Source organism: Streptomyces sp. NRRL S-31 (assembly GCF_000718775.1).
Lineage (GTDB): Bacteria > Actinomycetota > Actinomycetes > Streptomycetales > Streptomycetaceae > Streptomyces.
In genome coordinates, this window is sequence record NZ_JOCB01000029.1 from 39,824 (window position 1) to 59,824 (window position 20,001).

A 20,001-nucleotide genomic window follows, 5' to 3' on the forward strand; every position below is an offset into this window, starting at 1 on the left:
ATCACCCCGGACGGACACCCGTGCCCCAGACCGTGCCCCAGCCCGCCCTGCTCGCCCACGACATCGTCCGCGTCCTCGGCGGCCGCCGCGTCCTCGACGGCGTCAACCTGACCGCCTCCCCCGGCCACCGCATCGGCCTGATCGGGGAGAACGGCGTCGGCAAGTCCACCCTGCTGCGGGTGCTCGCCGGCGTGGACGAACCCGACGCGGGAAGCGTCACCCGCCCCGCCGACCTCGGTTTCCTGCACCAGGAGATGCCCTTCGACACCGACTCGACCGTCACCGCGGTGCTCGACGAGGCGCTGCGCGAGGCCCGCGAGGACCTCGCGGAACTCCAGCGGCTCGGCACCGAACTCGCCCGTGTCCCCGAGGACGACCCCGGACACCCCGGACTCCTCGACGCCTACGGCCGCCACCTCGAGCGGGCCCAGGACCGGGAGTCCTGGGACGCCGACCGCCGCGCCGCCCTCGTCCTGGACGGGCTGGGCCTCGGCGCCCTCGGCCATGGGCGCGCGCTCGGCTCGCTGTCCGGCGGGCAGCGCGGTCGGCTCGCCCTGGCGGCGCTGCTCGTCAGGCGGCCCTCCGCGCTGCTGCTCGACGAGCCGACCAACCACCTGGACGACGACGCCGCCGCCTTCCTCGAGGAGCAGCTCCGCGATCTGCCCGGAACCGTGGTGCTGGCCAGCCACGACCGGGCGTTCCTCGACGCCGTCTGCACCGACCTGGTCGACCTGGACCCGGCGGTGGACGGCCCGGTCCGCTACGGCGGCGGCTACAGCGCCTACCTGGGCGAGAAGCGCGCGGAGCGGGCACGCTGGGAGCGGCGGTACGCCGAGGAACAGCTGGAACTGGCCGAGCTGCGGCACACGGCGGGCGTGACCGCGCACCTGGTCGCGCCGGACCGGGGGCGGCGCGACAACGAGAAGATGGGCTACGGCCATCGGGCGGGCCGGGTGCAGAACCAGATCTCCCGCCGGGTGCGCAACGCCACCCGGCGGCTGGAGGAGCTGGAGCGCACCCGGGTCGCCGAACCGCCGCGCCCACTGCGGTTCGCGGCCGGGGAACTGGCCGCCCGGACGGAGGAGGGCCCGCGTGGGGAGCCGGTCCCGCGTGGGGAGCCGGTCCCGCGCGGGGAGGTGGGCCCGCAGCCGCTGGTGTCCCTGCGGGACGTGCGGGTGCCCGGCCGGCTCGCGCTGGACGCCCTGGAGGTGTCGGCGACCGACCGGCTGCTGGTGACCGGGGGCAACGGGGCGGGCAAGTCGACACTGCTCGCCGTACTCGCCGGACGGCTGCCGGCCGAGGGCGAGGTACACCGGCGACGCCCGCTGACGGTGGGGTTGCTCGCCCAGGACACCGTCTTCGACCGGCCCGAGCGCACGGTTCGCGACACCTACGCGCTGGCTCTGGGCCCGGCGCGGGCCGAGCGGGTGCCGCTGGGCTCGCTCGGTCTGCTGCACGAGGCGGACCTGGACATGGCCGTCGGCCGGCTGTCCGTCGGGCAGCGCAGGCGGCTCGCGCTGGCCCTGCTGGTGGCCCGTCCGCCCCAGTTGCTGCTGCTCGACGAGCCCACCAACCACCTGTCCCCACGGCTGTGCGACGAACTGGAGGAGGCGCTGGGCACCGGGCCGGGCGCGATCGTGCTCGCCAGCCACGACCGCTGGCTGCGGCGACGGTGGCGGGGCCGGGAGGTCCGGCTGGAGGCGGACACCGGACAGCGGGGAGACACGGCGGTGGCCCGTTCCCGCGCCTGAACGGGGCGGGCACCCCCTGGAACGGTGACGCTCCTTGCCTCCACGACAGTCACCTGTCAAAATGGTGATGTGAACCTCGACCATGTCTTCGTATGCGGACACCCCGCCCTCGACTTCGCGGCCACCCTCCGTGCGCGGCGCTCGGCCCGGTTCGAGATGTTCGCGACGCCGGAGCGGCTGAACGCCTGGTACCTGGAGTCCGGACTCGTGGACATGATCACACCCGGAGGCGAGGAGGACGTCCGGGAGGCGATCACCCTGCGCGAGGCCGTCTACCGCCTCGTGACCAACCGCCGTCTCGGCGAGGACTTCGACCGCGAGGCGCTGGCCGTGGTCAACGGCGCCGCGCGCAAGACCCCGGTGACGCCGCAGCTCACCACGGCCGGACGGCACAACGAGGCGACCCCGGGACAGGCTCTGGCGACCGTCGCGCGCCAGGCCGTCGAACTGCTCAGCGGCCCGGACGTCCCCCTGCTGAAGGAGTGCGGCAACCCGGAGTGCACGCGGGTCTACATCGACCGCTCGCGGGGCATGCGGCGCCAGTGGTGCGGCATGGAGTCCTGCGGCAACAAGATCAAGGCCGCCGCCTACCGCGCACGGAAGAAGACCGCGTCCGCCGCACACGCGCGATGACCTCCTGACACCGTCCAGGCGGCGCACGCATCGGCGTGCGCCGCCCGCGCACGTCACGGCGACTCGTCGCCACTCGTCACCGCTTCGCCAGGTGACGAGGCGGCCGGACACGTGTGACGGGTATGTCCCGCTCGTATGTCCCCTACATATGCAGTGGTGTGTGGGCGCGGCGGTGTCCGGTTGCCCGGCCGTCTCCCGCGAGAGGGCGTACGAAGAGGCATCGCGCGGCGCTCACCGGGCATCCGCTCTACCGGAAATCATGGCAAAAAGCCGCACTCCCCTGTACGCGGGCACATCCACGCCTATCGTGAGGAGTGCACGTGCCGACGAACCGTCCGGCGTCCACACTCGTCTGCGCGGGCCCTACGGCGTGGGTACCATGCGCAGCATCATTCATATCGAGGGAGTGAACGGTTGTGACCAGCCAGTCAACCGCCACGCTCCGGTCGCGGTACGTGGAACAAGCCGCATCGGACCTGGAGGAGAATCGCCGGCGACAGCAGGAGCTGGAGGACAAGCTCAGGGTGTTGAAGCAGGAGGAAGCCCTTCTGGCAGACATCCTGAACCTCGCCGAGCGGTACGAGGGCTTCGCGGACGCGTCACGTCTGCCCGAGCAGATGCAGGACGAGCCCGCCGTCACGAAGGCGAAGCCCGCCTCCGCGACCACCTCGCGGCGTGCGGCGTCGGGCAGGACCGCGCCGAAACCAAGGGCGGCGAAGGCCGGTGCGAAGGCGAAGTCGCGCCAGCCGCTGCTGGGTGACCTGTTGGCGGACCTGCTCGCGAACCACCACGAGCCGCGCCTGGCGAAGGAGCTGCGGGAGGAACTCCTGGAGAAGCACTCGGACCGCAACCCCACACCGCAGGTCGTACGGAACACCCTCGAAGCCCTGGTGGCCAAGGGGCGCATCCGGCGCCACAAGCAGCAGCGTTCCGTCATGTACACCCTTGTGGGGGCGGGTTCGGACACGGCGGACGAGGCCGGCTGACACCTGTCCGCTCGTCCCGCCGGCGTGGTTCAACCTTCGCCGGACACCGTACGTGCCCCGTACGGCGGGTTCTTCGCGCGGGGCTGGTGGGACAGCTGGGACGGGTGGGACACCTGCCCACCGTTCGACGCGACCGCCGTCGCGGAGACGCCGTCGCAGAGCCGGTGCCGTTGGTCAACGCGGCGCCGCACTCCCCGCCGTTCGCTCACATGTATGGCGACCGCCCATACGGTGACCGACATGTCTGGCCGTCACAGCAAGCTCATGGCCGCCGGACCGTATCCCCATCGAGCCGCCCCCGATCGGACGGTGTTCGGCCGTCCGAGCAAACGTGTGTGAGCGTGGAATCCGGTGGCTGGACCTATGTGGATTCCCGACGTGGCAGTCGCAGCAGCGCACGAACCCCTCCCAGGGGGCTGGTGTGGAGGGTGAGTGTCCCGCCGTGGGCGTGCGCGATGTCCTTGGCGATCGCGAGGCCGAGGCCGGTGCCGCCGTCCTGCCGGGCGCGGGCGTCGTCCAGTCGAGTGAAGCGCTCGAAGACGCGTTCGCGATCGGATGCGGGGATGCCGGGACCGTCGTCGTCCACGGAGAGTTCGACGATGTCGTCACGGGCCGCGACAGCGATCACGACGGTCGTGCGCGTGTGTCTGCGGGCGTTGTCGCTGAGGTTGGTGAGCAGCCGGGAGAGCTGCACGCGGCTGCCCTGCACGACGGCGGCGGGCCGGGCCTTCCCCTCGGGCTGGTCGGCGCACACCACCACGGTGCCGGGATGCCGCCGCGCCTCCTCGGCCACCAGGGCCATGAGGTCCACCGGGGAACGGGGAGGCGCCTCCCGCGCGTCGAGCCGGGCGAGCAGCAGCAGGTCGGAGGCGACGGCCTGGAGACGTTCGGTGTCCTGGAGGGCCTTGTACACGACGGTCGGCCAGTCCGTGCGGGAGGGGCGGGCGAGGGCGAGTTCCAGCTGGGTCCGTACGGCGGCGATGGGGCTGCGCAGCTCGTGTGAGGCGTCCGCGACGAACTGCCGGTGCCTGTTCAAGGCCCGGTACAGCCGGTCCAGCGTGGCGTTCATCGTCCGGGCCAGCCGGAAGATCTCGTCACGCGCCTGGGGTACCGGGACCCTGCGGTGCAGATCGCGCTCGGTGATCTCGGTGAACTCCTCGCGTATGGCGGCCACCGGGCGCAGAGCGCGGCCGACCAGCAGCCAGGTGAGGGCGGCCACGAACAGCACGAGCCCGGCGGCCGCGGGGACGACCTGGCGCAGCAGCAGCCGGCTGACGTTGTCGAGGGCGGTGGTCAAGGGGGTGACGTCCACGCTGTACGGCGCCTCGCCTATCGCGGTGCGGGAGGAGGCGTCGCCGTCGTTCCTCCTGATGCCTGGCGTCGTGGGTATAGAATCGACCACTCGCCCCGAGGAATCCTTGACGGTCACTCCCTCCGGCGCGGCGACCACCACCCCGTTCGCCGTCTTCTCTGACCTCGTCAGTTGGTTCTCGATGCTCACGGCGGCTTGCTCGGCGTCCGCCTCCGCGCTGGCGCGCAGGTTGTGTTGCAGGGCCAGTACCAGGGCCGACATGCACAGGGCGATCGCGAAGGCGACGGTCCCGGCGGCGGCCCATGTGGCCTTGGCGCGGACACTCATCCCGGACAGCGGGCTCATGCCGGGGGTCACCCTCCATCGCGGGCCAGCAGGTATCCCGCGCCCCGTATCGTGCGGATCGCCTGCCGGCCGTACGGCACGTCGATCTTCCGGCGCAGCGTCCTGATGTAGACCTCGACGAGATTCAGGTCCCCGTCGTAGGCGGTGTCCCACACGGTGCGCACGATCTCGGTCTTGGAGACCACCTGCCCGGCGCGGCGGGCCAGGCACTCCAGCACGGCGAACTCCTTGGCCGTCAAGGTGACGTTCTCATCGGCCCGGCTACAGGCCAGAGCCCCCGGTTCCAGCCGCAGATCGCCCAGTTCGAGCACCTCAGGCCGGTCCAGGCCGCCGCGCCGCACCAGGGCACGGACCCGCGCGATGAGGACGACGTAGGAGAACGGCTTGGTCAGGTAGTCGTCCGCGCCGACGTCGAGACCGTCGGCCTCGTCGTACTCGCCGTCCTTGGCCGTCAGCATCAGGATCGGCGTCCAGACGCCCGCCTCCCGCAGCCGCGAGCAGACTTGGTATCCGGACAGCCCGGGCAGCATCACGTCCAGCAGGATCGCCGCGTACTCGGTGCACCGGGCCAGTGCCAGTCCGCTCGGCCCGTCACCCGCCGTCTCGATGGTGAACCCCTCCTGCTCCAGGCCCTCCTTGAGGAGTTCACGGAGCCGGACATCGTCTTCCACCACCAGAATGCGCACGGGAGCAGCATGACACGCGCAAGCTGAACGTCCGCTGAAGCACGGGAGCGGGCGGGCCCGGCAACCGGTCCCCCGGTGGCTCGCCGACCGTCGACACACTGCCTGCCGTCCACGCCTTCCGGACGGTCATCCCGTGCTCTTCAGCGGGGGTTCAGCCGCTTCAGCGTGGACTCAGCATCGGTACGCCACGGTGGTCACGCCGACGGACCAAGTGGCCGTCGGTGCCAACCCCTTCGCATGAGGAGAGACTTGTGATGCGCTCCATATCCGCATCGACCGCCACGAAGCGCCGAGGCGCCGCGCTCGCCGCGGCGGTCGGCATCCTGACCCTGGGCACTGCGGCCTCCGCCTCGGCTGTCGGCCTTTCGCCCAACGCCCCGGCAAGGACCGCCACCAAGGTTTCCGTGTGCGCGGGCTGGGACACCGGGAGTGCCACGCCCGTCGGGGACGGGGCGCCCACCGACCCCTCCGAGCCCACTGACCCCTCCGTGCCCACCGACCCCTCCGTGCCCTCGGACCCCACCGACCCCTCGGTGCCCACCGACCCCTCCGTGCCCTCCAAGCCCGCCAAGGGCGTCACGGCCATCAAGGTAGGCAAGCTCGCCAGGCCGGCCGGGGCTGAGGCCGTCGGCAGCGAGCCGGTCGGAACATCGGAATGCTCCGTCTCGACCATCCCGACCGACGAGGGCTCGACGAACAGCCACACGCCTTTCGTTCCCGTGACCCCGGCCAAGAAGTAGCACGCGGCCGCGCTGCCCCCTTCACAGACCGCCGGCCCGAGGAAGGGCCGGCGGTCCCAGGCATGGGACGTCTCGGAGGAGGACCGCTGACCCGACTTCGTCCGGATATCCGGTACGACCTCGGGTACCCGCCGCGCAGTACGGCCCATGGCCGAGTCCGGTACGCGGCGACAGCAACGGGAGAACCAGATGAAGGCCCGCCAATCAGCAGCCCCGCCTGCTCCCCCGCCGACTTCCCCACCGGCGCCGGCCGGTCTACAGCCTGGCCAGGGCCCGTCCAGCCACGTCCAGGTCCCGTCCGGACTAGCCCTGTCCGGGCAATTCCTCTCCGGCCGCTACCGGTTGAGCGGGAAGATCGGATCGGGAGGCATGGCCGACGTCTACGAAGGCACCGACACGCGCCTGCGGCGGCCCGTCGCCGTCAAGGTCTTCCGGCCGGGCTCCGACCCGCGGACCGAGGAACGTCTCGCCGCGGAAGCCGTCCTCCTCGCCCGTCTGGAACACCCCGGGCTCGTCACCGTCTATGACGCCGGCCGCCACGACGACCGCACCTACCTGGTCATGCAACTGGTCAACGGCCCCACGCTGCGCGGCCTCCTGGCGGACGGAGCACTGCCCCAGCGGCGCGTCACCGGCCTGGGCAGCGCCCTCGCGGGAGCGCTCGCCCACGTCCACCGGGCCGGCATAGTGCACCGCGACGTCAAACCCTCGAACGTCCTGCTCGGGACGGCCGACGATCCCCACCTGGCCGATTTCGGCATCGCGCGTCTGACGGACGCCACCCGCCACACCGCATCCGACGTACTGACGGGCACCGCCGCCTATCTGGCGCCCGAACAGGTGGCGGGAAGGCATGTCGGACCGGCCGTGGACGTCTATGCGCTCGGCCTGGTCCTGCTGGAGTGCCTGAAGGGGGAACTGGAGTACCAGGGGACCCCGTTGGAGGCCGCGATCGCCCGCCTCCACCGGCCGCCCACGATCCCCGCCCGGCTCGACCCGGACCTGGCGGCCCTGCTGCGAGCCATGACCGCCCAGGACCCCGGAGCGCGCCCGGACGCCGAGCAGTGCGCGCAGGTCCTCTCCTCCCTGCACGCCTCCCGGAACGCCGGTCTGAGCGCGGATCACGAGCCGCAGCCACTGCCCCTGTCTCTGCCGCTCTCGGTACCTTCCACGGTCGACCGTCCGGCGGCGCCCCGCCCCACTCCCCCGGAAACGGAAGCGCTCCTACGGACGGAGCCGGCGGCCACCGCCCGGTCCGGCCCCCCGAGCAGTGCCCGGCCCAACCGCCGCCTGGTCGTGGGCACCGCTCTGGCAGCACTCTCCGTGGCTCTCGGAGCCACCTTCACCGTCGCCTCGGGTACCAGTGAAAGCACTGACGACCACGCCGACGCGCCCTCGACCACCGCGCCCTCCGGGCATCCGACCACCGGCACCACGGCTCCAGAGAACAAGCGCGCCACAGCCCCGCCCACCGTGGGGTCCCACCGTGCCCAGCCCCCGTCCAGGACATCCGACACGTCCGGTTCCGTGGTCCCAGCCCATGCCGAACCCGTCTCCCTGAGTCCGGACCCGTCCGGCCGGGCGATCCCGACGCACCGGGCACCGGTCCGGCAGGACGGGGCCGAACCCCGTACACCCACCCCGCACCACCACCGGGGCACGGACGACCACCCGCGCCACACCTCTCACGCTGCCCCGAACCCGCCCGGGAAGGCCAACAAGCCCGCACATCACCCGAAGCGGAAGAACCACGGCTGAGGCGACCCGGCCCGCCCACCGCCGTGATACGGCCCTCCAGCGAGGACTTGTTGCTGCTCACGTTCCAGGAGACACTTCTACAGCACTGTAGATATCCAAGCGGAGGGCAGACCTGATGTTCGGCTTGAGTGAGCTGGCCGTGATCCTCCTGGTCGTCGTCGTGGTCCTCGGGTTCAAGAAGCTGCCCGAGCTGACCCGGTCGGCGGGCAAGGCGTCCCGGATCTTCAAGAGCGAGGCCAAGGCTCTCAAGGACCAGGACTCATCGCCGCCGGTATCCGACACCGGCGGCCGGGTGATCCGCGGTTCGGTGGTCGGCCGGGACGAAGCCGCACCGCGCACATGAGCCCTGCGGGGACTGCGAGTTGCTCATTGGTCATCGCGTCCGTGCGATGACTCCGGTGACCGGCCCGCCCCCGAGGCGCGCCGGTCACAGATGAGCCTCGATCACAGATGAGCCGCGATGGCGGGCAGCAGGTCCTCGAAGGTACGGCCGTCGGCCGGTTCACCGATCGCCTTCAACTGCCAGCCACCGTTGCTGCGATGGAGCGCCGCCATGATCTGCGCCGTGTACGCGCCACCACCGCTGAGGGTGTAACGGGCCAGCTCCTGGCCGGAGTTCTCGTCGACCAGACGGCAGAAGGCGTTCTGTACCTCGGCGAAGCTCTGCCCGGTGAAGGAGTTGACGACGAAGACGACGCTGTCGACGTGGCCGGGAATCCGGCCGAGGTCGACCAGGATCACCTCGTCGTCACTCCCGGCGCCCGCGCCCCCGGTCAGGTTGTCACCGAGGTGACGCACTGATCCGTCCTGACTGAGCAGGTGTTGGAAGAAGACCACGTCGGCCAGTTGCCCGCCGGCGAACAGAAGGGCTGAGGCATCCAGGTCGATCTCCCGGGTGCCGGCCAGCTTGGCCAGGAATCCCTTGCGCTGCGCGGCCTGCCAGCCCAGCCCCATACGGACTGCGGTCAGCGCGGTGCCGTCGGACTTGTTCAGGCTGATCTGCTGGCCCTTGGTCAGGTTGACCGACATGGGTCCTCTCCCTTTCGGTGGCTCGGTCGCGTCTTTCGCGGACTTCTCGGACTTCTCAGGCTTCGCGGATCAGACGTTGACGCCGAAGTCGGCAGCGATGCCCGCCAGTCCGGAGGCGTAGCCCTGCCCGACCGCGCGGAACTTCCACTCGGTGCCGTTCCGGTACAGCTCGCCGAAGACCATGGCGGTCTCCGTCGAGGCGTCCTCCGACAGGTCGTAACGGGCGAGTTCGGCGCCACCGGCCTGGTTGACGACGCGGATGAAGGCGTTGCGCACCTGCCCGAAGCTCTGGCCGCGGGCCTCACCGTCATGGATCGACACGGGGAAGACGATCTTGTCGACCTCGGCGGGCACTGCCGCGAGGTTCACCTTGACGGTCTCGTCGTCGCCCTCGCCCTCACCCGTGAGGTTGTCACCGGTGTGCTCGACCGATCCGTCCGGGCTGGTGAGGTTGTTGTAGAAGACGAAGTGCTGGTCGGACACGACCTTGCCCGAGGCGTTCAGCAACAGGGCCGAAGCATCGAGGTCGAAGTCGGCACCGGTGGTGGTCCGCACGTCCCAGCCCAGCCCGACCACGACAGCACTCAGGCCCGGGGCCTCCTTGCTCAGCGACACATTGCCACCCTTGGACAGGGAAACACCCATCGTTCATACCTCCGCACTCGATCGCTTCGGGTCCATGCCTGAACCCCAGAATAAATCTACAGCACTGTAGAAATAAGTGTCGGGCGGCGCGAGGACGGAAGAGGCGGGGAGAACGGAGGACGGTGCGCCGGAGATCTGAAGGGGGTGTGCTCCCCAAACAAGAAAGGGACATATCGGTCCCGCGAGAGCCGCCCTCAGCGCGCAAGCCTCTCCCCCGCTCCGGAGCCGGTTACGGGAGAATCGTTCTGAGCGAAGAATCGAACTGTTCGAATACCGGGGCGATAGCAGGCGCTTTGGGCATCTTGTCCGCAATGCCTGATGCCTGGTCCATCGAAGTGCGACGCCGGCACCTTGGCGGGGCCTCGCTATCGGAAGAGCAGTCAAGGGCGTCCTGCGGATCGCGCCTCATTGACGTGACGTACATCTAGCGCGATCCGCGGAGCGTAGATCTCAGCGTGGATCTCTCAGCATCGATCTCAGCGTGGATCTCAGGTGGCTCGCCGGAACGGAACCACGACCCGCTCCCCCATCTGCCCCGGGGTCAGTCGGTAGTACTTGATGTGACCGATCTTCTCCGTCTGCTCGAGCCATCCCAGCTCGATGACTTGCTTGCGCGTTCTGGAGAAGACGGGCGGCGCCATGCCGACCAGCTTGGCCAGCTGGGCGGCCGTCTCCAGAACAGCGCCGGATCGATCAGTGGGGTGGAGAGCGTAGAGCATGACGACGAGGCGCTGATTGGCGGTCATCCCGGCCGTGGCCTCCAGCAATCTGAGGTTTTGCTGCCTGTCGTCGCTGGTCACTTTGCCTCCCACCGTGCTGGCGTGTTCTCGTCGAAGCCCGGGATGTCTGGTGGATTACATGATTTCACCGCTTCACGCTGCTCCAAGCCCGTGCCGTGGAAAGCGATGTAAGGGCTGATGCGGTAGAGGTTGTAATTCCCGATACGTCCACGGACAACCAAGATGCGGTGTTTGGTCAACTTTCTGTTGATCTTGCCGACGGCGTCGGTCGACATGCCCACCCTCTTGGCGATGTCGGCTCCCGTCGCCCTCAGCGGTTCCATCCCCTCCGGGGAGACTCCGATCCACCACAGCACCAGGAACTTCTGGCTGGGCGTGAAGGCCTTCGACTCCGTGATGGCCTCGACCCTGGCTTTGTCCACCTGGGTGTGCCTGCCGGAGAAGGCGTATGGCGCATAGACGACTGGCTCGCCCGTGTCGGCGTCGACCAGTCTGCGTGCTGCTCCCAACAGGCCCTCCGTGCATGGGTCATTGCCGCGCTGTTCTCTGAGGGCGGCCTTTGAGCCGCCTTCATGAACCTAACGTACATGAGCAAGAAGTCAATCAACTCCGCCTGTCGGCCGTGTCGCGTACGCGCGGAGGCACACCTCGATCCCCTTGACGCCGGCCCACCTCCACATAAGAGATGTACGTGACGTCAATCTACCGCTGCTGTAGAACAGCGGTACTCAGTTCCTCTGGACGTGGTGGCAGTCCCTGAGAACTGCTTGGCAGTCCCTGTAACAGCGGTGCCAGTCCTGAAGAACTGACTGCCACGATCGACGGAACTGGGTACCCGGTTCCTCAGATCTGCCTCTGCTGTCACAGGAACTGCCTGGCAGTTCGCACAGACTGGGTCGTTACCCCTGTTTGTGCAGGTCAGAGGCCCTTTCCAAGGAGACGCTCTCTCCCCTTACAGCTGGGCGCCGTACGGGGTTCCGTACCCCCCTCAGGCCCGTGATCGGTGCGGTGACACCCATCGCGAACTGCCCCCTCCCCCGCTGCTCCTGCACCACGGAAAGTCAGCCACTACGTACCCGCACAGGCACTGTCAGGCGCGCGTATGCCTCCATCAGCCCCCACCCGGCGCAACCACGTAATGAGGTTGAGCAAGCGACCACAACCGAGCAGCGGTTGACTACCGGGTCCCAACGGAGGGGCGCGCGCCCGAGCAGCAGAGCCCCTGCGGGTAGAGGTGCAGGAACGCTGACCTATTACGGCGTAATGGTTGGGTCGAGCCCGTGGTGGCGGCGACCTCTTCGACTCCGCCGCCAAGCTGTTCGCCCGGAGCTATTACGCCGTAATGGATCGGCCGGCAGGTGCCCAGTCGGACACGGGGTCCCGGGGCGTATGAGGTATCTGCGGTCGCGTCAGAAGCGCCGAAGCTACACGTCAGCCGAAGAGGAGGTCGACGTCCTTCTCGATGCAGAGCTGCAAGACGACCACCAACTGGCGGACATCGTCTATATGCCAAACGATCAGTTAGGGCGTGACCTGCGCTCGTCGGCTCCGAGACCTCGGAGTGTCCAGAGTCCGTACAGAGCCAGCAGCGGTTTGACGATCAGCCACTCGCCGGGACGGTAATCATCCGCACGCACGAGCCTCTCGGCAAGATCAGGGCGCTGCCGTCGCAAGTACGCCCGAGCCTTGAGGGCATGCGCCGGCTGAGAGGCGATCTTGATGCGGTCGACGTCTTCGAGCAGTGGGATCACGTTCGTGATGTTCTCCCATGTGGTCCGGCTTTGGTCTTCTAGGACGACTGTGCCGTCGAACGCGAGCACCGATGTCGCGTAGTCGGCCATCAACTGCGCCTCCGCGCTACCCTCGCCAGGCGCACCGCCGCTGAAGATCACGCGAGTGTCATGCGCTCTCTCCGCGCGGATGGAGCGGAGCCCCGCACGGACTCGCCAGCGGTTGATGAGGTTCGCGGTCGCTTGAGGGTTCCGGTACCCCAGCACGACGACCGCCTCGGTGGACCCCCCGCTGTTTCCCGCGAGAGCGTGGGACCACCGCCAGTTCAAACACTCACCCCAGACCAGGGCCGCCGCCCCAGCCAACACAAGACCTGTGATTCGTCGCATGCGGCGACTTTAGGCGTGACGTCCCGTCAGGGGCCGCTGACGCCGACCGGCAGGCTGGAAGCTATTACGGCGTAATAGGTCGGCGGGGCTACAGCGAGTTCGGCTCGAGGCGGGCACCTTGGTCTCCTTGCAGTTCCACCGCGGCGGCCAGAGCCAGATGCGCCTCCTCAGTCAGTGCGGGTGAACGGCCAGTGCGCTTCTCCAGTGCGGACAGGGCCCGCAGGAGAGCGTCGAGATAGCGATTGAGGCTCACCATCTGAAGCGGGGTCTCACAATGGGGGAGTACCGCCTCGATCTCCTCCAGCCAGTAGTCGGCGTCGTCATCGAGTTCGAAGGACTCCCGCTGCGCAAGCAACCGGCTGGCAACAGGCATCGTGAGTTCATGTCGTCGCTGGGCCTCCTCCTGGGCGCGGCGCTCAGCGGCCTGCTCCAGCGCGAGCCGGCGCTCGGCCTCAAGAACTGCCTCAGGAGTCCGACGTACCGGATGGGCTTCCGGAGTTCCGTCAGTGAGCTGAACAGCCTTCAACCGCTTCGCCTTGTTGTAAGCGGCGCTGGGTGCGCCGACAGCCAACGCCGGGGCCAGCTCGATCCACTGAACTCCGGCGCGGCGGGCATCGTCCACCGCTCGTCCTTGGTGGAGTTCGGTCTGCTCACGCAGGTACTCCCACAGCTGAACGCGCTTCAGCGTCGCGGTGCGCTGCACTTCGAGCGGTTGCTTCCGTAGGGCCTGGACGTGTTTCTCCAGGTAGAGCAGAGCACCGAACAGTTCTTCATCGGCAGGCATCCGCTCCACGTCCGGATCTTCAGCGTCCTCGTGCAGCTTGCGCAACTCACCGACGATGGCCGGAGCATCCAGGGGACCGATCCGCAGAGGGGCTTTGACCAGCGGTTTTGTTGAGCGGCCTGGGCTCCGCCCGCGTCTTGTCATGCCGCCATCCTGCCGCACCTGACCTTGTTTCACAGACTGTGAAACAACTCAGTCCTTGTTGAGAGGCGGTTGGTGGAGGAGGGACTGCGGTGGCCGACAAAGCTATTACGGCGTAATAGCCTGCGCGGGGGCATCTCGCATGGAACCCATGAGTCCGGTGGAAGGCTCACTACGACATCCTGTCCGCGGCCCGGCCTGGCTCGGCGTCGGCTCCACGACTCCCCGATGCCGGTACCAGTTCAGCCCCTGTCTTCCTTCAGTCCCTTTCCTGTGCAGGGACCAGAAGAAGGGGCCGGCGAGTACGGGCGGGCCTTGGCCCTCGCGGGAGTAAGGGACCGAAGCCCTTCGGTCCCTGATCCGGTGGCAGCCTGATGCAGGCAGGGCAAGGGCTTGGGCCGGAGGGACTGAGGGTCCGACAGGGCCCGACCACAGGGGCCGAGGGACTGCCGTTCTTTCGGTCCCTGAGCTTCCGTCCCTGGTGTTTTCGCAGGTCAGAGGTGTAAGACAGGGTCTGATAGGGACTGTAGGGACTGAAAAGCGCAATTATGACGTAGAGAAGAGATGTATTCGTACGCGCGTGCGCATACAACACAACTATCAACTACAGCTCATAATTGCGAGGTTAAGTCCCTACAGTCCCTGCCCTGGTTGGCCTCAAGTCTCTGACCTGCACTGATGCCCTCTCAGGTACCAGGGACCGTCCGATTTTCCAGCCCCTGGGCCTTGGTCCCTGGACCCTTTGGTCCCTCCGTCCGCCTCGGACCGAGGGTTGTCGGCTCTTCCAGGCGCTTCCCGTTCGGTCCCTCGCCCCGAGAGGCGGAGGTCACTGTGCCGTTCAGTCCCTTCAGCCCCTAGGGTGGGAGGAGAGCGCCCTCCTCAGGGACCCAAGGGACCCACGAAACTGATAGAACGGCACGCGGGTCGGACAGACACTCCCTTTCCAGCAGGCGGGCCTTACACTCTTTTCGCATCAGAGTCCCTTCGGTCCCTGGCGGCCAACCCACGCCAGGTGTGTGAAGTGATCGGGCAGACAGAAGTGACGAGGACGATTCCCGTGCCGCGCCAGGAAGAGAGCAGCCGCAGTGCAGCCGGAGCCGCGCCCGGAGCGCCGCGAGCTGTCGCGTTGTGGTGTGCGGCCCAGGGCTGGCCGGTCCACCCCCTGACGCCGGGGCGTAAGACCCCCGTCGGAAACTGTTCCGCCTGCTCGGGACGGAGGCATGAACCCGCCTCGTGCCCCTGTCTGCCCGCAGGACGCCCGTGCCACGGGTTCCATGCCGCCACCACGGACCCGGACCTGGTGGAGCGCTGGTGGGCCCACACGCCCACGGCGGGAGTCGGAGTGGCCTGCGGTCCAGCGGCCCTCGTGGTGATCGACATCGACGCCCACCAGGCGCCGGTCCCGGCCCGGGGGAGGCTCCTGCCCGGCATCGTCATTCCCGACCAGGTCGGGCTGGCCGGCCTGGCTTCAGGTTTCGACACCCTGGCGCTACTGGCGGCCTACCGTGGCGAGCCCTCGCCCGAGCAGGACGAGAACACCTTGCGGGTGCGGACTCCTTCGGGTGGTCTGCATGTCTGGTACCGGAACCCCGACACATCGACGGTCTACAGGTGTTCGACCGGCTCTGCCAGGCACACGGCGCTCGCCTGGCAGGTCGACGTACGTGCCGACGGTGGCTATATCGTGGCTCCGGGGACCCGTACGCCGCAGGGTGTCTACCGGGCGGAGGGGACGGCCCGCCGTCCGGCCGTTCTGCCGGAGTGGCTGCGGCGCGAACTCCGGCGCACGGGACATGTGGTGGAGCCCCAGCGTCCTGCCGTACCAGCCGTTGCCGTTCCGGTGGTGCGGGGGCAGCGGCGGGCGGCGGCCTCCGCCGAGCAGCTTCTCGATCCCCTGATAGCCCTGGTCGCCGAGTGTGCCGCCGCCCCGGAGGGGACCGGGTTCACCGAGAAGCTCAACCGAGCCGCCTACACGGCCGGTGGACTCGTCGGGGCGGGCCATCTCGACCACGCCGCCATTCGTGACCGACTTGTCCGTGTCGCCTCCTACGCCCGACCGTGGCAGCAGACCCGGAATGAAAAGATCGTGGACGACGCCCTTGCCGTAGGGTCCGTTCGCCCTCTCCACCTCAAAGGACGTCCATGAGCAGCAGCGCCGAAGGCTCACCGCGTTTCGATCCGCAGGCCGCCGCTCAGCAGATGCTCGACCTGGAGACGATGGGCCTGGTGCCCGGCCCCGCCCGGCTGCCCGCACAGGGCCCGCTGAACGCCTCCGCGCCGGCTTCGGCCCAGGGAGCCGCCTCGTCCGTCCCGTCGCTGCCCCCGTCCCTCTCGGACCGGGGAAACGCCCGGCTGTTCGTGCAGATGCACCGCGACCAGTTCCGGCACGTGGAGGGCCTGGGCTGGTTCGCCTGGGACGGCTACCGGTGGAAGCGCGGGGGAGGGGAGAAGGCAGCCCTGTGGGCCGCGGGGGAGATGGCGGAGGACATGCCCTTCAGCGACCCGCGGGGGATCTTCAGCGATCGCGAACTCGCGCACCACAAGCGGCGCACGCTGTCCACCACCGGTCTGAAGGCTCTCCTCACCCAGGCGAAGGCATCCCCGGACATGTCGGTGGACCCCGACATGCTCGACGGGGACGCGTATGCGCTGTGCACCCCGATCGGAGTGGTCGACCTGTACAGCGGGCACGTGCGCAAGCCCGACCCCACACGTGACTTCCACTCCCGTGCCACCAGCGTCGCCCCCCAGAGCATGGAGACCCCGCGCTGGCACCGGTTCCTCGCCGACACCTTCGGTGACGACGACGAGGGCCGGGAGATGATTGACTTCCTGCACCTGCTGCTCGGCTACTCGATCACCGGTGACGTCGGAGCGCAGGTACTGCCGTTCCTGCACGGTGAGGGCAAGAACGGCAAGTCCGTGCTGCTGGACATCATGATCCAGATCCTCGGCGACTACGCGGACGCGGCCCCGCCGGGCTTCCTGATGGATCGTGGTGCCTTCTCCGAGCACTCCACCGAGCTGACCGAACTGCATGGGCGCCGTCTGGTGGTGTGCAGCGAGCTGAAGCCGAACGACAAGTTCGACGAGGCACGGGTGCGGCTGCTGACGGGCGGCGACAAGATCAAGGCCCGCCGTATGCGGCAGGACTACTTCTCGTTCACCCCCACCCACCACCTGTGGCTGCTGGGCAACCACCGTCCTGAGGTCTCCACGGGCGGCTTCGCGTTCTGGCGGCGCATCCGCCTGCTGCCGTTCACCCGCACGGTCCCGGCCCACCGCAGGATCGACAACCTGGCCTTCGAACTCGTCCGCGACGAGGGACCGGGCATCCTCCAGTGGCTCATCGAGGGGGCCCAGCGCTATCTGCGCACCCGCGACCCGCTGGAGGGTCCGGACAGGGTGCGTATCGCCACGACGGCCTACGCCACCACCGAGGACCACATCGGCCGTTTCCTCGCCGAATGCTGCACACGCGGCGGGGAAGCCGGGAAGGATCTGCGAGTGGAGCAGGGGCTGCTTTACACGGAGTACAGCTCGTGGTGCAACGCGGGGGAGGGCATCCGCCCCGCGACGCCGCGGGCCTTCGCCAACCGCGTCCGCCAGGAAGTCGGCGTCGCCTCGCCCAACGACATGATTAAGTCAAATGGCCGGAAATATTATCCTGGGATCGCCCTATTGGAGCACTCGTGACGGCTTCGGTACGTCTGCTCTCCCGCACGTGGCCTACACCGTCTCCATGGTGCGCTCTACGATGGTGAGCGGGCCCCCGTACGCGTGGCCCCGCGCAGCGGCCCGCCCCCTGGCGACGAGCGGGCCGGAGCGAGACGGACAGATGCCCGGCCATGCCCCATGGCCGGGGAGCACGCCGACGAAGGAGAGGCTGCAGCCATGAGTTCGCTGTTGACCGAGAGCGACCTCATCCACGAGGCCGAGGTGGTGTGGCTGGAGAACCTCGAACGGCTCGACTACGTCCGTCAGGCGCTGGACAAGACCAGGCGGCGCAACACCAAGCCCCCGTACGCCCGCGACGGGCGCATGGTCGGGTACGCGCTGCTGGACGAGGACGCCTCTCCGGACCCCGACAGCGGGCTGTACAAGCGCCGGGTCTTCTTCCTGCTGCCCCACGACAGGGACAGCCTGCCCGACGGTCTCTACCGTGAAGGGGCCCCCGGGGAAGCCGTCGACCCGCGTACGATCGCGCCGAAGAAGCCCGGTGCGAAGACTCCCCGCTCTCAGAGCGGCTCCGTGGCCATAGCGTCCTCCACGCCCTGACGCCGGCCCTTCCGCCGGCCTCCCCGGCCCCCGGTCACCGGAACACCTTCGTGGAGCGCGACGCCCGCCAGTCGCCTGGGGTGGCGCGGCGCGTGCCGGGCGAGAGCGGGTCCGATGACGGTGGATCCTTCCCTGCGGTGGAGACTGCCCCCATACTCTCGCCCGCCCGGGACCACGGGCATAGGTCACTTGACGGTCGTAGGCCGCACCGGCTCCCCGGCCGGCCGGGATCTGTCCACCAGGCGGGCGGCCGCACCATGAGTCATTGGACGCACCGATACTTCAGGAGGCGCGGTACGCGATGGAGCTTCCGCCGCCCGACGACGGGACCTCCTGGAAAGGTGCAACACGGTAATGATCGCCGCATATCAGGGTGAAGCCGGATCAAACTCCGCGACCGCCGCCCGCGCTCTGTACCCCGAGAGCGCCGGACTGCCCTGTACGAGCTTCGAGCAGGCCCTGGACGCGGTGACCCTCGGCGCTGCGGACGTGGCCGTGATCCCGGTGGACAACTCGGCGGCCGGACGCGTCGCCGACGTGCACCACCTGCTGCCCGACTCAGGGCTGTTCATCATCGCGGAGTACTTCCTCGCCATCCGTTTCGACCTGGTGGGGGTGCCCGGCGCGACCCTGGACCAGGTGGAGTGCGTCCGTAGCCATGTCCACGCCCTGGGCCAGTGCCGCAAGGTGCTGCGGGAGGGCGGCTGGCGCACCCTCGTCAGTGACGACACGGCCGGGGCGGCGCGCGAGGTGGCCGAGCTGGGCGACCCCCGGCACGCGGCGCTCGCCCCGCCCGCCGCGGCCGCCCTGCACGGCCTCCAGGTGGTGCGCTCCGGTGTCGAGGACGACCCGGACAACACCACGCGCTTCGTCGTGCTGTCCCGGGACGCGGCCCCGGCCCCCGCCACGGGAGAGCCGACGATGACGAGTCTGTTCTTCAGCGTGCGCAACATCCCCAGCGCGCTGTACAAGACCCTCGGCGGGTTCGCCACCAGCGGTGTGAACCTCACCAAGATCGAGAGCTATCAGATGGGCGCGGGGCTCAACGCCAGCCGTTTCTACATCGAGATCGAGGGTCACCCCGACGACCGGAGTGTCGCCCTCGCCCTGCACGAGCTGAGCTTCTTCTCCTCCGAGGTGCGCGTCCTGGGCGTGTACCCCGCGCATCCGCACCGGCTGACGGCCTGACCGGGGCCCGCCCGGGTGTCAGGAGGTGCCGAGGCCGTTCAGCAGGGTGTCGACGACGACGTCCGCCGCCTGTCCGGGACTCAGTTCGGGCAGCTGCCGGGAGACCAGGTGCATGAGCTGGGGCAGCAGGGCGCTCGCCCACCCCTGAGGAAGTCCGGGGCGCAGCAGGCCCTCGTCGGTGGCGCGTTCCAGGAAGGCGTCGACCTCACGGACGGACGCGTCGCGACGGGCGCGGACGGTCTCGTCGGTGAGCATACGGGCGAGGTCGACGGGCCAGGTGCGGTTGACGGCGATGATGTTCTCGACGTAGCGGTGCAGGGCGACGGCGACGGGTGCCTCGCGCAGCCGGGCGTCCTCGATGGCCCGCTCGATGGCCGTGAGGCGGGACGTGTGGATGGCGGCGAGGAGTTCCTCCCGGGAGGCGAAGCGCCGGTAGACGGTGCGCCGGTCCACTCCCGCCTCGGCGGCGATGCTCGCGATGCTCGCGCCCGGGTCGGCGGCGAGCATGTGCGCGGCGGTGGTCAGGACGGCTTCCAGATTGCGTGCTGCGTCGGCTCTCACCGCACGCATTCTAGCGACGGTGTATGAAAGCTGCGGTGTGTAGCGTCCCGTAGGCGAGAAGGAAGTGCGGGTAAGTGCAACGCATGAGTGGCGGATGTGAGTGGTGGATGTAGTGGTCTCGAAGGCTCGCACCGCTGCCTGGGATCGTCCCCGTGGTGGCGATCAGCTCCGCCAGGGGTGTCGATGTCGCCGGCCGGCCCGGCCATGCGGTGCGGGACCGGCGCGTTCTGCCGGGGCCGTCGCTATTACGGCGTAATAGCGGAGGGCTTGGCGGTCGCCCCGACCCGGGGGGCCACCTCGCCAT

19 protein-coding genes are annotated in these 20,001 nt (G+C 69.0%); 10 read left to right on the top strand and 9 right to left on the bottom strand.

What is annotated here, in order from left to right; genetic code table 11:
* Window positions 1-32: 32 nt before the first annotated feature.
* The 3 genes from IF37_RS0114025 (at window position 33) to IF37_RS0114035 (ending at window position 3,370) form a co-directional block, all read left to right on the top strand.
* Window positions 33-1,751, top strand: a complete 1,719-nt coding sequence (locus IF37_RS0114025) for an ABC-F family ATP-binding cassette domain-containing protein (RefSeq protein ID WP_030741556.1) — start codon at window positions 33-35, stop codon at window positions 1,749-1,751.
* Between the two features lie 69 nt (window positions 1,752-1,820).
* Entirely contained in the window at window positions 1,821-2,384 is a 564-nt protein-coding gene (locus IF37_RS0114030; protein WP_030741559.1) for an ABATE domain-containing protein, read from the top strand.
* A 416-nt stretch (window positions 2,385-2,800) separates the two neighbouring features.
* Window positions 2,801-3,370: a hypothetical protein gene (locus tag IF37_RS0114035; protein ID WP_030741562.1), complete on the top strand. Its 570-nt coding sequence runs from the start codon at window positions 2,801-2,803 to the stop codon at window positions 3,368-3,370.
* Between the two features lie 361 nt (window positions 3,371-3,731).
* Here the strand turns inward: IF37_RS0114035 and IF37_RS0114040 are convergent, their stop codons facing one another.
* Window positions 3,732-5,027 (bottom strand): cell wall metabolism sensor histidine kinase WalK, encoded by a 1,296-nt coding sequence (locus IF37_RS0114040; RefSeq protein ID WP_030741572.1) that lies wholly within the window; start codon window positions 5,025-5,027, stop codon window positions 3,732-3,734.
* Between the two features lie 8 nt (window positions 5,028-5,035).
* Window positions 5,036-5,713 carry a response regulator transcription factor gene (locus IF37_RS0114045; RefSeq protein ID WP_030741575.1) on the bottom strand — a complete coding sequence of 226 codons (678 nt, stop codon included), beginning with the start codon at window positions 5,711-5,713 and terminating at the stop codon, window positions 5,036-5,038.
* A 254-nt stretch (window positions 5,714-5,967) separates the two neighbouring features.
* Between IF37_RS0114045 and IF37_RS45225 the strand changes: the two genes are divergently transcribed.
* The 3 genes from IF37_RS45225 to IF37_RS0114060 all read left to right on the top strand — a co-directional run bounded on the left by IF37_RS45225 (window position 5,968) and on the right by IF37_RS0114060 (window position 8,554).
* Window positions 5,968-6,453, top strand: coding sequence for a hypothetical protein (locus IF37_RS45225; protein ID WP_216725839.1), 486 nt, complete (start codon window positions 5,968-5,970; stop codon window positions 6,451-6,453).
* A gap of 342 nt (window positions 6,454-6,795) precedes the next feature.
* Window positions 6,796-8,211 carry a serine/threonine-protein kinase gene (locus tag IF37_RS44465; RefSeq protein WP_301540329.1) on the top strand — a complete coding sequence of 472 codons (1,416 nt, stop codon included), beginning with the start codon at window positions 6,796-6,798 and terminating at the stop codon, window positions 8,209-8,211.
* Between the two features lie 115 nt (window positions 8,212-8,326).
* Window positions 8,327-8,554 carry a twin-arginine translocase TatA/TatE family subunit gene (locus IF37_RS0114060; RefSeq protein WP_030741583.1) on the top strand — a complete coding sequence of 76 codons (228 nt, stop codon included), beginning with the start codon at window positions 8,327-8,329 and terminating at the stop codon, window positions 8,552-8,554.
* A 101-nt stretch (window positions 8,555-8,655) separates the two neighbouring features.
* On the opposite strand, the gene IF37_RS0114065 is transcribed toward IF37_RS0114060, so the two are convergent.
* The 6 genes from IF37_RS0114065 to IF37_RS45740 all read right to left on the bottom strand — a co-directional run bounded on the left by IF37_RS0114065 (window position 8,656) and on the right by IF37_RS45740 (window position 13,574).
* Window positions 8,656-9,240, bottom strand: a complete 585-nt coding sequence (locus IF37_RS0114065; RefSeq protein ID WP_030741586.1) for a TerD family protein — start codon at window positions 9,238-9,240, stop codon at window positions 8,656-8,658.
* Between the two features lie 69 nt (window positions 9,241-9,309).
* Complete coding sequence (locus tag IF37_RS0114070) at window positions 9,310-9,885, bottom strand: TerD family protein (protein ID WP_030741588.1); 576 nt, start codon at window positions 9,883-9,885, stop codon at window positions 9,310-9,312.
* A gap of 488 nt (window positions 9,886-10,373) precedes the next feature.
* Window positions 10,374-10,685, bottom strand: coding sequence for a replication initiation protein, RepL2 (locus IF37_RS0114075; protein ID WP_030741591.1), 312 nt, complete (start codon window positions 10,683-10,685; stop codon window positions 10,374-10,376).
* Entirely contained in the window at window positions 10,682-11,134 is a 453-nt protein-coding gene (locus IF37_RS41990; protein ID WP_079165726.1) for a MarR family transcriptional regulator, read from the bottom strand. Before IF37_RS41990 ends, IF37_RS0114075 begins: the two co-directional genes overlap by 4 nt.
* A 1,008-nt stretch (window positions 11,135-12,142) precedes the next feature.
* Complete coding sequence (locus tag IF37_RS0114085) at window positions 12,143-12,745, bottom strand: YdcF family protein (protein WP_030741598.1); 603 nt, start codon at window positions 12,743-12,745, stop codon at window positions 12,143-12,145.
* An 88-nt stretch (window positions 12,746-12,833) separates the two neighbouring features.
* Complete coding sequence (locus tag IF37_RS45740; protein ID WP_253915760.1) at window positions 12,834-13,574, bottom strand: hypothetical protein; 741 nt, start codon at window positions 13,572-13,574, stop codon at window positions 12,834-12,836.
* Window positions 13,575-14,727: 1,153 nt separating this feature from the next.
* Here IF37_RS45740 and IF37_RS0114105 point away from each other — a divergent pair.
* The 4 genes from IF37_RS0114105 to IF37_RS0114120 all read left to right on the top strand — a co-directional run bounded on the left by IF37_RS0114105 (window position 14,728) and on the right by IF37_RS0114120 (window position 19,136).
* Entirely contained in the window at window positions 14,728-15,816 is a 1,089-nt protein-coding gene (locus IF37_RS0114105) for a bifunctional DNA primase/polymerase (protein ID WP_079165727.1), read from the top strand.
* Entirely contained in the window at window positions 15,813-17,366 is a 1,554-nt protein-coding gene (locus tag IF37_RS0114110) for a phage/plasmid primase, P4 family (RefSeq protein ID WP_030741607.1), read from the top strand. The genes IF37_RS0114105 and IF37_RS0114110 overlap by 4 nt, the downstream gene beginning before the upstream one ends.
* A gap of 198 nt (window positions 17,367-17,564) precedes the next feature.
* The gene (locus tag IF37_RS0114115) at window positions 17,565-17,948 is read left to right on the top strand and encodes a DUF6009 family protein (RefSeq protein ID WP_030741609.1); all 384 of its coding nucleotides are present in this window, start codon (window positions 17,565-17,567) and stop codon (window positions 17,946-17,948) included.
* A gap of 354 nt (window positions 17,949-18,302) precedes the next feature.
* Complete coding sequence (locus tag IF37_RS0114120) at window positions 18,303-19,136, top strand: prephenate dehydratase (protein WP_030741612.1); 834 nt, start codon at window positions 18,303-18,305, stop codon at window positions 19,134-19,136.
* A gap of 18 nt (window positions 19,137-19,154) precedes the next feature.
* On the opposite strand, the gene IF37_RS0114125 is transcribed toward IF37_RS0114120, so the two are convergent.
* Window positions 19,155-19,643 (bottom strand): TetR/AcrR family transcriptional regulator, encoded by a 489-nt coding sequence (locus tag IF37_RS0114125; RefSeq protein WP_030741615.1) that lies wholly within the window; start codon window positions 19,641-19,643, stop codon window positions 19,155-19,157.
* Between the last annotated feature and the right edge of the window lie 358 nt (window positions 19,644-20,001).